We start from the raw sequence: 15330 nt of genomic DNA, 5'->3' as shown, positions 1-15330 counted from the left end.
ATTTCTGTTTTTCTTTTAGAAGGTAAACTGTAATTAATTGTATAGGAGTTGTTTTTTGAACTCCGACCATACTCAGTTATGCTTTTTTAATTTTAAGGCTTTAAAACGGCTTTAAAATTAAAATATTCAACATTTGTTAATAACTTCCCTAATATTTAAAAAGAAAGTGGGAGGATATTTTTTGATAATGGTTATATTTGTCTGTTAACAAAAACGAGTTTTTAAGCACAAAATATATGAGCGAAGAAGTTAAGAAGAATAATTATTCGGCGGATAGTATTCAAGCGTTAGAAGGAATGGAGCACGTAAGAATGCGTCCCTCGATGTATATTGGTGATACTGGTGTTAGAGGTTTGCATCACCTAGTATATGAAGTGGTAGATAACTCTATTGATGAGGCTTTAGCGGGCCATTGTGATACTATTTCAGTAGTTATTAATGAAGATAATTCTATAACCGTTGAAGATAACGGACGTGGTATTCCTGTTGATATTCACAAAAAGGAAGGTGTTTCTGCTCTTGAGGTAGTAATGACCAAAATTGGAGCTGGAGGTAAGTTTGATAAAGATTCGTACAAGGTTTCTGGTGGTCTTCATGGAGTGGGGGTTTCGTGTGTTAATGCGTTATCAGATCATTTGAAAGCTACTGTTCATCGTGATGGTAAAATTTGGGAGCAAGAATATGAGCGTGGTAAAGCGATGTACCCTGTAAAACAAATTGGTACTACAGATAAAAGAGGAACGCAAGTTACTTTTAAACCAGATGGTACAATTTTTACACAAACACTAGAATATTCGTATGATACTTTAGCTGCTCGTATGCGTGAGTTGTCGTTCTTGAATAAAGGAATTACAATTTCATTGACAGATAGAAGGAATAAAGATGATAAAGGAGAGTTTGCTGGAGAAGTTTTTCATTCTAAAGAAGGATTAAAAGAATTCGTTAAGTTTTTAGATGGAAACCGTGTGCCAATTATTGGACATGTGATTTCGATGGAAAATGAAAAAGGAGAAGTTCCTGTTGAGGTAGCTTTAATCTACAATGAGAGTTATTCGGAGAACATATTTTCATATGTAAATAATATTAATACACATGAAGGAGGAACGCATTTACAAGGTTTCCGTATGGGGTTAACGCGTACGTTGAAAAAATATGCTGACTCTTCAGGTTTATTAGATAAATTAAAATTTGAGATTTCAGGTGATGATTTCCGTGAGGGTTTAACAGCAATTATTTCTGTTAAAGTTTCAGAACCACAGTTTGAAGGACAAACGAAAACAAAGTTAGGAAATAGAGAAGTAGTTTCGCCAGTTTCACAAGCAGTTGCTGAAATGCTAGAAAACTATTTAGAAGAAAATCCTAACGATGCTAAAATTATCGTTCAAAAAGTAATCTTAGCTGCTCAAGCACGTCATGCTGCTAAAAAAGCACGTGAAATGGTGCAGCGTAAAACCGTAATGGGTGGTGGAGGATTGCCAGGTAAGTTGTCAGATTGTTCTGAGCAAGATCCAGCAAAATGCGAAATATTCCTTGTCGAGGGAGATTCGGCGGGTGGTACTGCAAAACAAGGTCGTGATCGAAACTTTCAAGCTATTTTACCATTACGTGGTAAGATTTTGAATGTGGAGAAAGCAATGCAACATAAAGTTTTTGAAAACGAAGAGATTCGAAATATTTTTACGGCACTTGGTGTTACAATCGGAACTGAAGAAGACAGTAAAGCTTTAAACTTAACAAAATTACGTTATCATAAAGTGGTTATCATGTGTGATGCCGATGTCGATGGTTCTCACATTTCAACACTTATTTTAACCTTCTTCTTCAGATTTATGAAGGAGCTTATTGAAGGTGGTCACGTGTATATTGCAGCACCACCATTGTATTTGGTTAAAAAGGGTAATAAGAAGCAATATGCCTGGAACGATAACCAACGTGATCGAATAGCTATGGAAATGGGTGGTGGAGTTAATATTCAGCGTTATAAAGGTCTTGGAGAGATGAACGCAGAACAATTATGGGACACTACGCTTAATCCAGATTTTAGAACGTTACGTCAAGTTACAATTGATAGTTTATCAGAAGCGGATAGAATTTTCTCAATGTTAATGGGAGATGAAGTTCCTCCTCGTAGAGAGTTTATTGAAAAGAATGCTGCTTATGCAAAAATTGATGCGTAGTAGTATTGTAAAATCTATAGTAGTATTTGTGGTTTGTGTTTTTACGGGTAAAGCACAAACAACAAATAATTCAGAATTAGGGTATCTGTTGTCAGATGCCCTTTTCTATTCAGAACAGTATATAACTCCTGCAACTGACGCAGCAGTTTATCAAGCTTCATCTTCATGGATGAATTCTGCTAAAAAGAAAAAGAAATGGCAAGTAGATATTGGATTGCATGCTAATGTTTTTTTTGTACCGAATCGCGATCAGTCTTTTGATGTTGATAATAATGATTTTCAATTCTTTCATATAGAAAATGAATCAGCTGTAACAGTTCCTACTGCAATAGGGAATGATACACAATATTATTTGGTAGGAGAATTTATGGGTAATGAAGTTCGCTTTAAAACACCAGAAGGAGTTAATCAAAAAAGAATTGCATATCCATATTTGCAAGCAAGCTTAGGTTTGCCATTAGGCTTTGAGTTCGTTGGACGCTATTCTACCCGTACAAAATTAAAGAAAGGGGAATATCAAGTTTATGGTTTTGGATTAAAACATAACTTTAGTCAGTATTTTAAAAGTATTGAGGAAAATAAGATTTATTTTTCAGCTATGGCTATGTATTCTAACGAAGAAATTAGTTTTGATTTTTTAAATGTTAGTGCAGCTAATATTGATTTTGGTTTAGACCAGCTAACAGGCTTTGTGGATACTTATCATTTTCAAGCTTCTGTTTCCAAAGAAATTAAAAAGTTTGAAATTATGTTAAGTGCTATAATTAATACAAGTGACTTTAAGTATAGGGCAGATGGTTCAGGAAGAGATGAAAATTTATTTAAAAATCTAATCAATGAACAATTGACTTCTTTGTCAGATACAAAGACGAATTTTATGGGTGAAGTTGGATTTAACTATTTTTTTAATGATTTTTTTGTTAAAAGCTCGTTTTCATTTGGTAAATTTACAAATATCAATGTGGGATTGAATTACGCTATTAATTAAACAATCATAAAAATTAACTAACTTAAAACGTAAAAGAATAATGAAAGTAACTATTGTTGGTGCGGGTAACGTAGGTGCAACTTGTGCAGATGTTATTGCGTACAGAGGTATTGCGAGCGAAGTAGTATTGTTGGATATTAAAGAGGGTTTTGCGGAAGGTAAAGCTATGGATATCATGCAATGTGCTACTACTACAGGTTTTAATACAAAAGTATCGGGTAGTTCAAATGATTACTCAAAAACAGCAGGAAGTGATGTCGTTGTTATTACTTCAGGAGTGCCAAGAAAACCAGGAATGACTCGTGAAGAATTAATTGGTATTAATGCTGGTATTGTAAAATCAGTAGCAGAAAATATATTAGCACATTCTCCTAATGCTGTTATAATTGTAGTGTCGAATCCTATGGATACGATGACTTACTTAACCTTAAAAGCAACAGGTTTACCAAAAAATAGAGTGATTGGTATGGGTGGAGCTCTTGATAGTTCTCGTTTTAAATATTTCTTGTCACAAGCTTTACAAAAACCAGGAACAGATGTTCAAGGAATGGTGATTGGTGGTCATGGTGATACAACGATGATTCCATTAACGCGTTTGGCTTCTTATAATGGGTCTCCAGTTTCAAATTTCTTATCGCAAGAAGAAATGGATAAAGTAGCGTCGTCAACTATGGTAGGTGGAGCCACTTTAACAGGTTTGTTAGGTACTTCTGCGTGGTATGCACCAGGGGCTTCTGTGGCCTATTTGGTGGATTCAATTTTAAATGACCAAAAACGCATGGTACCGTGTTCTGTAATGCTTGAGGGTGAATATGGTCAAAATGATATTTGTATCGGTGTCCCTTGTATTATTGGTAAGGATGGAGTAGAGCAAATTATAGATGTTCAACTAAATGATGCTGAAAAAGCATTGTTTGCTAAAAGTGCAGACGCTGTTCGCAATATGAATGAAGCGTTAACAGTAGTATTGTAAAATATAACAGTAAAACTATAGAAAACTGCCAAATTTATTTGGCAGTTTTTTTTATAACATTTAACGATAGGATTTTCTTAAAAAAAGATTAAAAAAATCCCATTTTATTGGCAAATAAAATTGGTTAATCATATTGTAAATTATATATTTGTCCGTTTTATAAAAAGAATAATTAATTTTTAATAGTAATGCAGAATAAAGGACTAATTAAATTTTTCGCGATTCTATTTGCTCTGGTATGTATTTATCAACTTTCGTTTACGTTTGTTGCAAATAGTATTGAGAAAGACGCAAAAGCGTATGCAAATGGAGATTTTTCTAAAGAAATAACGTATCTTGATTCAATAGGTCAACAAGAGGTTTTTTTAGGAAAAACATACAATGAAGTAAGAGATAATCAATTAAATAAAGGTCTTGACTTAGAAGGGGGAATTAACGTTATTCTTCAAATTTCAGTAAAAGACATTTTGAAAGGGTTAGCAAATGAGTCTAACAATCCTGCTTTCAATAAAGCTTTGGCTGATGCTAAAGCAAATCAACAAGGAAATCAAGATTATTTTGATGCTTTTATGGTGGAGGCTAATAAAGCTAACATCAAATTAGCGGATGCTGATATTTTTGGTAACAGAAACTTGGATGAAGTAATTAAGTTTAACATGACTAATGCTCAAGTTGAACCAATTATCAAACAAAAAGTTCTAGAATCTGTAGAGAGTGCTTTTGAAGTATTAAGAAAGCGTATCGACCAGTTCGGTGTTACACAACCTAATATACAAATGTTAGGAAACTCTGGTAGAATTTTAGTTGAATTACCAGGGGCTAAAGACGTAGATCGTATTAAAAAATTATTACAAGGAACTGCAAAACTTGAGTTTTGGGAAACTTATAAAGTAGAAGAAATTGGTAATTTCTTAATGGCTGCTAACGAAGCTCTAAAGAAAACAGAAGTTGCAACTACTGAAGAAGTAAAAGAAGAAGTAGCTACAGGTATTGATTCTTTATTAACAGATAAAGCAGATTCTACAAAAGTAGAGGTTAATCCTTTATTTGAGTCTATGGTTGCTCCAGGTCAACAAGGTGCTCCATATATTGGAATGTTCTTAACAAAAGATACTTCTAAAGTAGGCGGTTATTTAAGAAGAAAAGATATTCGTTCACTTTTGCCAGCTCAACTTTCAAATGTTAAGTTTTGTTGGGGTAAAATCAACGATAAAGCTCCTGAAGTTGTAGAATTATACGCTTTAAAGGGAACAAGAGATTCAAAAGCACCAATTAGTGGTGGTGTTATTGTTGATGCAAGAGATACTTTTGACCAAATGGGTAAACCAGCCGTTTCTATGCAAATGAACGGTGCAGGTGCAAGAGAGTGGGAAAAATTAACAGGTACTGTATCACAACAAGGTAATGCTATTGCTATTGTTTTAGATAATATTGTTTACTCTGCTCCTGGTGTAAGTAGAGGAGCTATTTCAGGAGGTCAATCTGAAATTTCTGGAAGTTTCACAATCAATGAAACAAAAGACTTAGCAAACGTATTACGTGCGGGTAAATTACCTGCTGCTGCTGAGATTATTCAATCTGATGTTGTAGGTCCATCTTTAGGAGCTGAAGCTGTAAACAGTGGTATGATTTCTTTCATCATTGGTTTCTCATTAGTATTATTATGGATGGTAGTTTACTATGGTAAAGCTGGTTTCTACGCAAACTTAGCGTTATTGGTGAACATTTTATTTATCTTCGGTGCATTAGCAAGTTTTGGTGCGGTATTGACATTACCTGGTATTGCGGGTATTGTATTAACAATCGGTATGGCGGTTGATGCTAACGTAATTATTTACGAACGAGCAAAAGAAGAATTGGATTCAGGTAAAACAGTTGAAGAAGCAGTTAATTATTCATATACTTGGAAAGGTGCGATGTCATCTATTGTTGATGCTAATATCACTACTGCTTTAACAGCTATTATATTATTAGTATTTGGTACAGGTCCAATTAAAGGTTTTGCTACAACTTTATTAATAGGTATTTTAACATCTTTATTTACTGCAATCTTCATTACAAGAATCTTCTTAGATTGGAGTTTGTCAAGAAATGAAAACATTACATTCTCAACATCAATTACTAAAAACTGGTTTAAAAACTTAAACTTTGATTTCTTAGCGAAACGTAAAATGGCTTACGCTATTTCAGGTGTGTTGATTGTATTGAGTTTAATTTCTTTATTCACTTTAAAATTAAACCAAGGTGTAGATTTCGTAGGAGGAAGAACGTATCAAGTTCGTTTTGATAAAGCGGTTTCTGCTCCGGAAGTTACTGCTGACTTAGTTGCTGTTTTTGGAAGTGCTGAGGCAAAAGTTTTTGGTAATGATAATCAGTTAAAGATTACTACAAAATACAAAGTTGACGAAGAAGGTGAAGGAATTGATAAAGAAGTAAATGAAAAATTATATGAAGGATTGAAAAAATACCTTCCAGCTGATTTATCTTATGAGAAATTTGTAACATCATATGAAGGTAAACAATACGGGGTGATGCAAGCTTCTAAAGTTTCGGGTACAATTTCTAAAGACATTAAAACAAACTCTATTTGGGCGGTATTAGGATCTTTACTAGTAGTATTTGCTTACTTAATGATTTCGTTCAGAAAATGGCAGTTTGGTCTTGGAGCTGTTGCTGCAGTTGCGCATGACGTAATCATTGTTTTAGGAATTTTCTCTGTAGGGCATTCAATTTTACCATTCAACATGGAAATTGACCAAGCATTTATTGCTGCAATTTTGACAGTAATTGGTTATTCATTGAACGATACGGTAATTGTGTTTGACCGTGTGAGAGAATATTTAGACTATAATTCATCTCCAGATTTCAAAGGTTTAGTAAACAAAGCGCTGAACTCTACATTAAGTAGAACTATTAATACTTCTGCAACAACATTAGTAGTATTGATTGCTATCTTTATGTTTGGTGGAGAAACTATTAGAGGTTTCGTATTTGCGATACTAGTTGGTATTTTAGTAGGTACTTATTCATCATTATTCGTTGCTACTCCTGTAATGACAGATACTATGAGTGAAAAAGAAGCTGAAAGAATGGCTATGAATAAAAAAGAAGAATAAGACCATTTGTCTATAAAAAAAAGTCCTAATGAAAATTAGGACTTTTTTTTTATCTTGTAGGAAATATATTTATTATGAAATACCTACTAATGTTTTCTGTTTTGTTTTTATCATCATGTAATAATGTAAACTATGTTTATACTAAATTTCAAAAGGATTTTAGTGAAAATAGATGGTTTAATGATGATATACGTTTATTTGAGGTTACGATTGAAGATGATGTTCAATTATATGATTTGGAGGTTCAATTTGGTCACATTTACGATTATAACTTAGACAATGTGCCTTTAGAAGTTGTGATTAAAGCTCCTAGTGGTACTATTGAAAGGCTTAAAGTAGATGTGCTGATAAAAGGTAAAGATGGTAAAGATTTAGGGGATTGTACTGGTGATATCTGTGATGTATATCACGTTTTAAAGTCTAAGGCTTCTTTGGAAAAAGGTGTTTATGCTATTGAAATAAAACAAGCATCTAAGCTGGTTTATTTGCCAAATGTGCTTGGAATTGGTCTTAATGTTAGAAAGTCGAATTAAAAAAAAGGCTTCTCATATTGAGAAGCCTTTTTTTAGTTTGTTTTCTTGGCTTTAAATACGAAATAAAAGCCTGCTAGTATAAAAGGTATGCTTAGCCATTGTCCTGTTGATAAAAGGCCTAATGCAGATTCAAAACCACCTTGACTTTCCTTTACAAATTCTACGATGAAACGCACAGTCCAAAGTAAAATTAAAAAGATACCGAATAAATACCCTTTTTTGTTACGGACATCTGTTTTCCAATATAAATAGTATAAAATAATAAATACAAAAACATAACCAACTGCTTCGTATAATTGTGCTGGGTGCTTTGGAGTAACAGCAGCTAAAACATCACTAAATTGTGGGTTTTTGGCAATTGCTTCATAAGCTTCGTTTACGTTGTTTATACCAGTTTTTTCAATAGCTTCTCTTGCATTGAATTTATCACGGATGAACTTTATTCCAAAAGCAGACGTAGTTTCGTTACCTACAATTTCAGAATTGAAAAAGTTACCCAAACGGACAAATATTGCGCCGCTTGCAACTGGTAATACTATGCGGTCCAAAATCCATAATATTGGTTTTTGAACTACTTTCTGGCTATAAAAATACATTACTAAAATTATTGCAATAGCTGCACCATGACTCGCAAGACCAGCAAATCCAGTAAATTCCCATCCTGTAGCGCTTTCTCGAATAGGTAATAAGATTTCTAATTTGTGATCTTTAAAATAATCCCAATCGTAAAAAAAGACATGCCCTAAACGTGCTCCTATTAAAGTTGCTAATACAGTATAAACAAATAAATTGTCTAGTTTTTCTAATGATATTCCTTCTCTTTGGTAAATAGCTTTCATTACATACCACCCAAGTCCAAACGCTATTACAAACATTAAGCTGTAATACCGTATCATAAAAAATCCTAAATCAATTCCTTCGGATGGGTTCCAAACCATATTAAGAGCATATTGCATAATTGTTGTTTTGTAGATTAAGGGTTAAAAATAAAAATTATTAACCGTTTATGTGTTAAATAAAAAGAAATGTTTTGTTGAATTTTACGGCACAGGATCGTAGCCACTTTTACCCCAAGGATGACAGCTACCTATACGTTTGATTGCTAACCAACCACCTTTGAAAAAGCCATGCTTTTTTAAGGCTTCAAGTGTATAGTGGGAGCATGTAGGCTCAAACCTACATGCCGCTGGTGTATAGGGTGATATTGCAACTTGATAAAATCTGACCAGTACTATAAAGGGTAAGGCAAGTATTTTGGTTATTCTTTTCAAGTTAATTTATTGTAAAACCAGTTCCTTCTTTACCATCTTTTAATTGAATGCCTAATGCTAATAACTTGTCTCTGATTTCATCGGATAAAGACCAATTTTTATTAGCTCTAGCTTCGTTTCGCATATCAATTAACATATGAACAACGCCTTCTAATTTATCTGAGTTATTAGATGATTGTTTTTCATTTTTAATTCCCAATACGTCAAAAACAAAAGTGGTTAAAGTTGTTTTTAATATGTTGATATCTTCAGTAGTAAGCGTTTCCTTACCGTCATTAACTAAGTTGATATATCGAATACCTTCGAAAAGTTGTGCTACCAATATAGGAGTGTTGAAGTCATCATTCATGGCATCGTAACAACTTTGTCTCCAAGTTAAGATATCTATTGATGAAGTGTTATTTGAAGGAATTTTTTCAATTAAATCTAATCCTTCCATAAAGCGTTGATATCCTTTTTCGGCAGCTAGAATCGCATCGTTTGAAAAGTCTAAAATACTACGATAATGTGCTTGCATCATGAAAAAACGCGCAACACCAGAACTGAACCCTTTGCTTAATGTCGGATTCTCGCCAGTAAAAATTTCTCGAGGTAAAATATTATTTCCTGTAGATTTTGACATTTTTTTACCATTTAAGGTAAGCATGTTGGCATGCATCCAATAATTAACAGGGCTATGACCATTGCAAGCTTCTGCTTGAGCAATTTCACATTCGTGATGCGGAAATTTCAAATCCATTCCTCCTCCGTGAATATCAAAGGTTTCGCCTAAGTATTTTGTACTCATAGCAGTACATTCTAAATGCCAACCTGGGAATCCATCGCTCCATGGAGACGGCCATCTCATGATGTGTTGTGGTTCAGCTTTTTTCCAAAGTGCAAAATCTTGAGGGTTTAATTTATCACTTTGTCCATCAAGAGTTCTTGTATTTGCAATCATATCCTCCAGATTGCGGCCACTTAATTTTCCATATTTGAAATCATTGTTGAATTTCACAACATTGAAATATACCGACCCATTGGCTTCGTAAGCATAACCTTTATTGAGAATTTCTTTGATAATCTCAATTTGTTCAATCATATGACCAGTTGCTGTAGGCTCAATACTTGGAGGTAGTAAATTGAACTCTTGCAATATTTCATGGAAATCAACAGTATAACGTTGAACAATTTCCATTGGTTCTACTTTTTCAATGCGTGCAATGCGTGCAATTTTGTCCTCACCATCATCCACATCGTCAACAATATGACCTACATCAGTAATGTTACGTACATAGCGTACTTTATAACCCAAATGTAACAAATAGCGATATATCACATCAAAACTCATAAAAGTACGAACATTACCCAAGTGCACATTGCTGTATACGGTAGGTCCACACACATACATGCCCACACGGCCTTCGTGTATCGGTTTGAAAATGTCTTTTTCTCCAGTTAATGAGTTGTATATTTTTAAGTTTTGGTTTTGATATAATTGCATTGTTATTATTTTTTGTAGTCTACTGTTGATGTGAAAGTAGTTTAATAAGTAGAATCAAATATAAATTAAAATGATGAATTTAAAAGTTAAATTCATCATTTATATAATTAAAACGTAGTGTCTAATTTAATGTAATCGAGAAATTCCCTTCTGGTTTTTTCTTCTTTGAATTTTCCTCCAAATTCAGCTGTTACTGTACTGCTTTCGATATCTTTAATTCCTCTCGAATTAACACATAAATGTTTAGCATCAATCACACAAGCAACGTCTTCAGTTCCTAATACTCTTTGAAGTTCTTGAACAATTTGAATATTCAAACGTTCTTGTACTTGAGGACGTTTTGCATAGTAATCTACAATGCGGTTCATTTTAGAAAGACCAACAACGGTTCCGTTTGAAATGTAAGCAACATGAGCGCGTCCTACAATAGGTAGTAAATGGTGTTCACAAGTTGAATAAACTACAATATTCTTTTCAACTAACATTTCATTGTATTTGTATTTGTTGTCGAAAGTAGAAGAACCTGGTTTTTTTGCAGGATTTAACCCACCAAAAATCTCTTTAACAAACATTTTTGCAACTCTATTTGGAGTTCCTTTTAAGCTGTCATCCGTTAGGTCCATACCTAAAGTTGTTAAAATACTTTCAACGTCTTTTTTTATGGATTCTATCTTTGCTTCGTCAGAAAGTTCAAAAGCATCTGGTCTTAAAGGTGTTTCAGCACTAGTAGCAATATGGTTGTTACCTAGTTCGTCTTGTAATTCCTCGTTATTTGTCATTAGTAACAATAAAATTTATTATAGCAATTTTTTGATGCGCAAAGATAATTAATAAAGTTTAAAAGATGATAATGTTTTTGCAATAAGTATAGACTTTAATTAAGTGCATTTATGTATTTTGATTCATAAATTTTACAATTTAAGTATTATATTTTGTTATAATTTTAATCGATTAACGTATATCGATGTTATTTAAGAGCTGTAAAGTGTTTTTTTTAAACATAATTGAGTTAAAATGTTAAAAAAAACAAAAACAAAATGAAGGTATTAAAATATAGTTAAATTTGTTTTAAACTAAAATAAATTATGAAGAAAAAATATTTTTTAACCCTCTTTTTTTTAGGGATTTCCCTGTTTGGCTTTTCTCAGAGTAAAAGTTTAAATTGTAAGTTTGATTATACTATTAAACTTGTAGAATCTGGTAAGGAAGTTTCAATTGTAGATAAGTATGCAGTACTTTCTTGGGATTTTTCAAAACTTAATATGACTAAAGCTAATGTTCAGATAGAAGTAGTTCCTATTTTAGACTGCTTCAATGGTGAGACTGCTAGAGAATTCAAAGAATCTATTTTGATTTCTAGTTCAGATAAAAATTTTAAAACAAAAAATAGTATTACATTAAAGCACATCGAAATGATGGCGAAGTGTTTTAAATATAGAGTTAGAATTGTTTCAAATTGTGAGGAGATTTCAGATTGGAAGTACTTTTCATACATAAACTAAAATTGAAGATGAAAAAAATTTTACTAGTATTTTCATTGCTGTTTTCTGTTTTTGTATTTTCACAATCACCCGATTGTGCAACAGCTTCAGCAATGTGTTCAGGACAAGGTGGTCCATATCTTAATACTAATACAGGTACTGTTGGAGGAAATCAAACAGGATATGGTAATATTACAGGATGTGGAGGAAGTAATAGCCATGGTAATAATGGTTCACTTGGTTCTACTCCAAGACCCGCATGGTTTACCTTAACAATTGGTCAGTCTGGTCCTATTGAATTGAATTTACAACAATTTAACAACTCAGGTAACGGTATCGATGTTGACTTTGCGTTATGGGGACCATTTCCAAATAATAATTTATCTGCAATTTGTAACAGTTTGTCTGGTTTTCCAGGAACTACTTATACAGGACCGTGTAATCTTGTTGATGCAAGTTATTCTTCTACATTTAATGAAACAATCCATATACCTAATGCTCAAGAAGGAGAAACCTATTTACTTTTGGTGACAAATTTTAGTGGACAAGCAGGAACATTTACAATCAATCAAACAGGAGTTACTCCTTCATCAGGTCAAATCTCATGTGATGTTGTTTGTGGTGTCGATTTAGGTCCAGATCGTTTCTTTTGTGGGAATGTTACCAATGTTGATTTAGTAGCTGAGTTTAATCAAGCCCCTACAACTGCTGGTACTCCTACCTATACTTGGTATTTTAATGGAGGTACTACACCTTTTGCAACTACAACAACTAACACCTTAAATGTTACAGCATCTGGAACTTATTCAGTTGAAGTTATTCGTCCTGGATGTTCAGACGTTGCAACTGATGAAATAGAGGTAACTTTTAATGGTTCAGTGCCTTTTAATAGTCCTGGAAATGTTCTTTATTGTGGAACAACTACAAATCCGTTCGATTTAACACAATTAGAGGCGGGAATTGTAGCTCCAAACGATCCAAATACCTTTGTTTTTAACTATGTAGATGAGATAGGAAACCCAATTACAGATCCAACAAATTTTGTATGGTCTGGAAATACTATGATTGGAATTGAGGTGCTTGCAGGTGTTTGTGGTAATTTTGATTTTATAAGTTTAACAGAGGATTGTCCACCATTATGTGAGTTAGATTTAACTTCTGCTGTTGGTACAGACAATCAAATTATTTGTTTGACTGATGCTATCGTAGATATTGTATATACAGCAGGAGGAGAAGCTACAGGAGCGACTGTTACAGGGTTGCCTTTAGGTTTAACAAGCGTTTTTAATCCTACAGATTTTACCTTAACAATTAGTGGTACTCCTACTGAATCAGGGGTGTTTAATTATACAGTTACAACTTCAGGATGTACAGCTGATGTATCTCAACAAGGAACAATAGATGTTAGGGCTTTATCTAATGCGGGAACAATAGCCGGAAATCAAGCAATTTGTGTTGCAGGTACAACCACGTTTGTGAGTGATGGTGATGCTGGAGGAACTTGGAGTTCAAGTAATACAGCTATTGCAACAGTTGATACAGCAACAGGAATTGTTACAGGAGTTTCTGCTGGAACAGCAACTATTACATATTATCTAGCAGCTGTAGGAAGTTGTCCTGCGGATTCTTCAACAATTGATGTTACCGTTACTACACCACCAAATGCAGGAATGGTAAGTGGTATTCAAGCGATTTGTATTGGAGGTACTACAACATTTGTAAGTGATGGAGATGCAGGAGGAACATGGAGTTCAGTAGATCCGTCTATTGCAACTGTTGATGCTTCTACAGGTGTAATTACAGGAGTTTCAGCAGGAATTACTGCAATTAATTATACAGTTACTGGAACGGGTGGGTGTTTGGATGTTGTATCTACATTAGATGTAACCGTTACTACACCACCAAATGCAGGAGCTTTAACAGGAAACCAAGCAATCTGTGTTGCAGGTACTACAACATTTGTGAGTGATGGAGACACAGGAGGAACATTTAGTTCAGGCGATACAACAATCGCAACAGTTGATGCTTCAGGAATTATTACAGGAGTTTCAGCCGGTACAGCTACCATTACATACACCGTTTTAGGAACAGGAGGATGTGCAGATACTTTCACTACATTAGATGTAACCGTTACTACGCCACCAAATGCAGGAGTATTGAGTGGAAACCAAGCAATTTGTATTGCAGGCACTACAACATTTGTGAGTGATGGTGATACAGGTGGAAGTTTTACTTCAGCTGATACTTCAATAGCAACAGTAGATACAACTACGGGAGTTATTACAGGAGTTTCAGCCGGTACAGCAACCATTACATACACCGTTTTAGGAACAGGCGGATGTGCAGATACTTTCACTACATTAGATGTAACCGTTACTACACCACCAAATGCAGGAGTATTGAGTGGAAATCAAGCAATTTGTATTGCTGGTACTACAACATATACAAGTAATGGTAATGCTGGGGGAACATTTAGTTCAGGAGATGCAACAATTGCAACAGTAGATACAACTACGGGAGTTATTACAGGTGTTTCAGCCGGTACAGCTACCATTACATACACCGTTTTAGGAACAGGAGGATGTGCTGATGCTTTCACTACATTAGATGTAACCGTTACTACACCACCAAATGCAGGTGTGTTAAGTGGAAACCAAGCAATCTGTATTGCAGGTACTACGACATTTATGAGTGATGGTGATGCAGGTGGAACATTTAGTTCTAATAATACAGCAGTTGCAACAGTTGATACAACTACGGGAGTTATTACAGGAGTTTCAGCCGGTACGGCTACCATTACATACACAGTTTTAGGAACAGGCGGATGTGCAGATACTTTCACTACATTAGATGTAACCGTTACTACACCACCAAATGCAGGTGTGTTAAGTGGAAATCAAGCAATCTGTATTGCAGGTACTACGACATTTATGAGTGATGGTGATGCAGGTGGAACATTTAGTTCTAATAATACAGCAGTTGCAACAGTTGATACAACTACGGGAGTTATTACAGGAGTTTCAGCCGGTACAGCAACAATTACGTATACCGTTTTAGGAACAGGGGGATGTGCTGATACTTTCACGACATTAGATGTAACCGTTACTACACCACCAAATGCAGGAGTATTGAGTGGAAATCAAGCAATTTGTATTGCTGGTACTACAACATATACAAGTAATGGTGATGCAGGAGGAACATTTAGTTCAGGAGATGCAACAATTGCAACAGTAGATACAACTACGGGAGTTATTACAGGAGTTTCAGCTGGTACAGCTACCATTACATACACAGTTTTAGGAACAGGC

General features: G+C 34.3%; 11 protein-coding genes. 7 read left to right on the top strand and 4 right to left on the bottom strand.

All coding sequences use genetic code 11. From position 1 onward, the window contains the following. Positions 1–236 precede the first annotated feature (236 nt). From gyrB to ACFS5J_RS12475, 5 genes are all read left to right on the top strand, one after another. Positions 237–2177 (top strand): DNA topoisomerase (ATP-hydrolyzing) subunit B, encoded by a 1941-nt coding sequence (gene gyrB, locus ACFS5J_RS12495; protein WP_379812558.1) that lies wholly within the window; start codon positions 237–239, stop codon positions 2175–2177. Then, the gene (locus ACFS5J_RS12490) at positions 2158–3165 is read left to right on the top strand and encodes a DUF6588 family protein (protein ID WP_379812557.1); all 1008 of its coding nucleotides are present in this window, start codon (positions 2158–2160) and stop codon (positions 3163–3165) included. The genes gyrB and ACFS5J_RS12490 overlap by 20 nt, the downstream gene beginning before the upstream one ends. A gap of 40 nt (positions 3166–3205) precedes the next feature. Further along, a complete protein-coding gene (mdh, locus tag ACFS5J_RS12485) occupies positions 3206–4138 on the top strand; it encodes a malate dehydrogenase (RefSeq protein WP_379812556.1) in 933 nt (310 codons plus the stop codon). A 188-nt stretch (positions 4139–4326) separates the two neighbouring features. Beyond that, positions 4327–7254, top strand: coding sequence for a protein translocase subunit SecDF (secDF, locus tag ACFS5J_RS12480; protein ID WP_379812555.1), 2928 nt, complete (start codon positions 4327–4329; stop codon positions 7252–7254). Positions 7255–7328: 74 nt separating this feature from the next. After that, the gene (locus tag ACFS5J_RS12475) at positions 7329–7787 is read left to right on the top strand and encodes a hypothetical protein (RefSeq protein ID WP_379812554.1); all 459 of its coding nucleotides are present in this window, start codon (positions 7329–7331) and stop codon (positions 7785–7787) included. A gap of 32 nt (positions 7788–7819) precedes the next feature. Here ACFS5J_RS12475 and lgt read toward each other — a convergent pair whose 3' ends face one another. From lgt to folE, 4 genes are all read right to left on the bottom strand, one after another. After that, positions 7820–8743 carry a prolipoprotein diacylglyceryl transferase gene (gene lgt, locus ACFS5J_RS12470; protein ID WP_379812553.1) on the bottom strand — a complete coding sequence of 308 codons (924 nt, stop codon included), beginning with the start codon at positions 8741–8743 and terminating at the stop codon, positions 7820–7822. An 84-nt stretch (positions 8744–8827) separates the two neighbouring features. Next, positions 8828–9049: a membrane protein insertion efficiency factor YidD gene (gene yidD / locus ACFS5J_RS12465; protein ID WP_379812672.1), complete on the bottom strand. Its 222-nt coding sequence runs from the start codon at positions 9047–9049 to the stop codon at positions 8828–8830. A 10-nt stretch (positions 9050–9059) separates the two neighbouring features. Next, positions 9060–10541 (bottom strand): cysteine--tRNA ligase, encoded by a 1482-nt coding sequence (cysS, locus tag ACFS5J_RS12460; RefSeq protein ID WP_379812552.1) that lies wholly within the window; start codon positions 10539–10541, stop codon positions 9060–9062. A gap of 107 nt (positions 10542–10648) precedes the next feature. Continuing rightward, entirely contained in the window at positions 10649–11320 is a 672-nt protein-coding gene (gene folE / locus ACFS5J_RS12455; RefSeq protein WP_379812551.1) for a GTP cyclohydrolase I FolE, read from the bottom strand. 306 nt (positions 11321–11626) lie between these two features. Between folE and ACFS5J_RS12450 the strand changes: the two genes are divergently transcribed. Next, positions 11627–12043, top strand: a complete 417-nt coding sequence (locus ACFS5J_RS12450) for a hypothetical protein (RefSeq protein WP_379812549.1) — start codon at positions 11627–11629, stop codon at positions 12041–12043. Positions 12044–12051: 8 nt separating this feature from the next. Beyond that, positions 12052–15330, top strand: a 3279-nt coding sequence (locus ACFS5J_RS12445) for a beta strand repeat-containing protein (protein ID WP_379812548.1), incomplete at its 3' end; no start/stop codon positions are given.

Source organism: Flavobacterium chuncheonense (genome assembly GCF_042686145.1).
Classification (GTDB): domain Bacteria; phylum Bacteroidota; class Bacteroidia; order Flavobacteriales; family Flavobacteriaceae; genus Flavobacterium; species Flavobacterium chuncheonense.
This window is presented reverse-complemented; position numbering and strand designations above follow the sequence as displayed.

Excerpts from the sequence above, each read along its gene's own strand:
- gyrB (WP_379812558.1), top strand. The coding sequence starts at position 237 with ATGAGCGAAGAAGTTAAGAAGAATAATTATTCGGCGGATAGTATTCAA.
- ACFS5J_RS12490 (WP_379812557.1), top strand. The coding sequence starts at position 2,158 with ATGCAAAAATTGATGCGTAGTAGTATTGTAAAATCTATAGTAGTATTT.
- mdh (WP_379812556.1), top strand. The coding sequence starts at position 3,206 with ATGAAAGTAACTATTGTTGGTGCGGGTAACGTAGGTGCAACTTGTGCA.
- secDF (WP_379812555.1), top strand. The coding sequence starts at position 4,327 with ATGCAGAATAAAGGACTAATTAAATTTTTCGCGATTCTATTTGCTCTG.
- ACFS5J_RS12475 (WP_379812554.1), top strand. The coding sequence starts at position 7,329 with ATGAAATACCTACTAATGTTTTCTGTTTTGTTTTTATCATCATGTAAT.
- lgt (WP_379812553.1), bottom strand. The coding sequence starts at position 8,743 with ATGCAATATGCTCTTAATATGGTTTGGAACCCATCCGAAGGAATTGAT.
- cysS (WP_379812552.1), bottom strand. The coding sequence starts at position 10,541 with ATGCAATTATATCAAAACCAAAACTTAAAAATATACAACTCATTAACT.
- folE (WP_379812551.1), bottom strand. The coding sequence starts at position 11,320 with ATGACAAATAACGAGGAATTACAAGACGAACTAGGTAACAACCATATT.
- ACFS5J_RS12450 (WP_379812549.1), top strand. The coding sequence starts at position 11,627 with ATGAAGAAAAAATATTTTTTAACCCTCTTTTTTTTAGGGATTTCCCTG.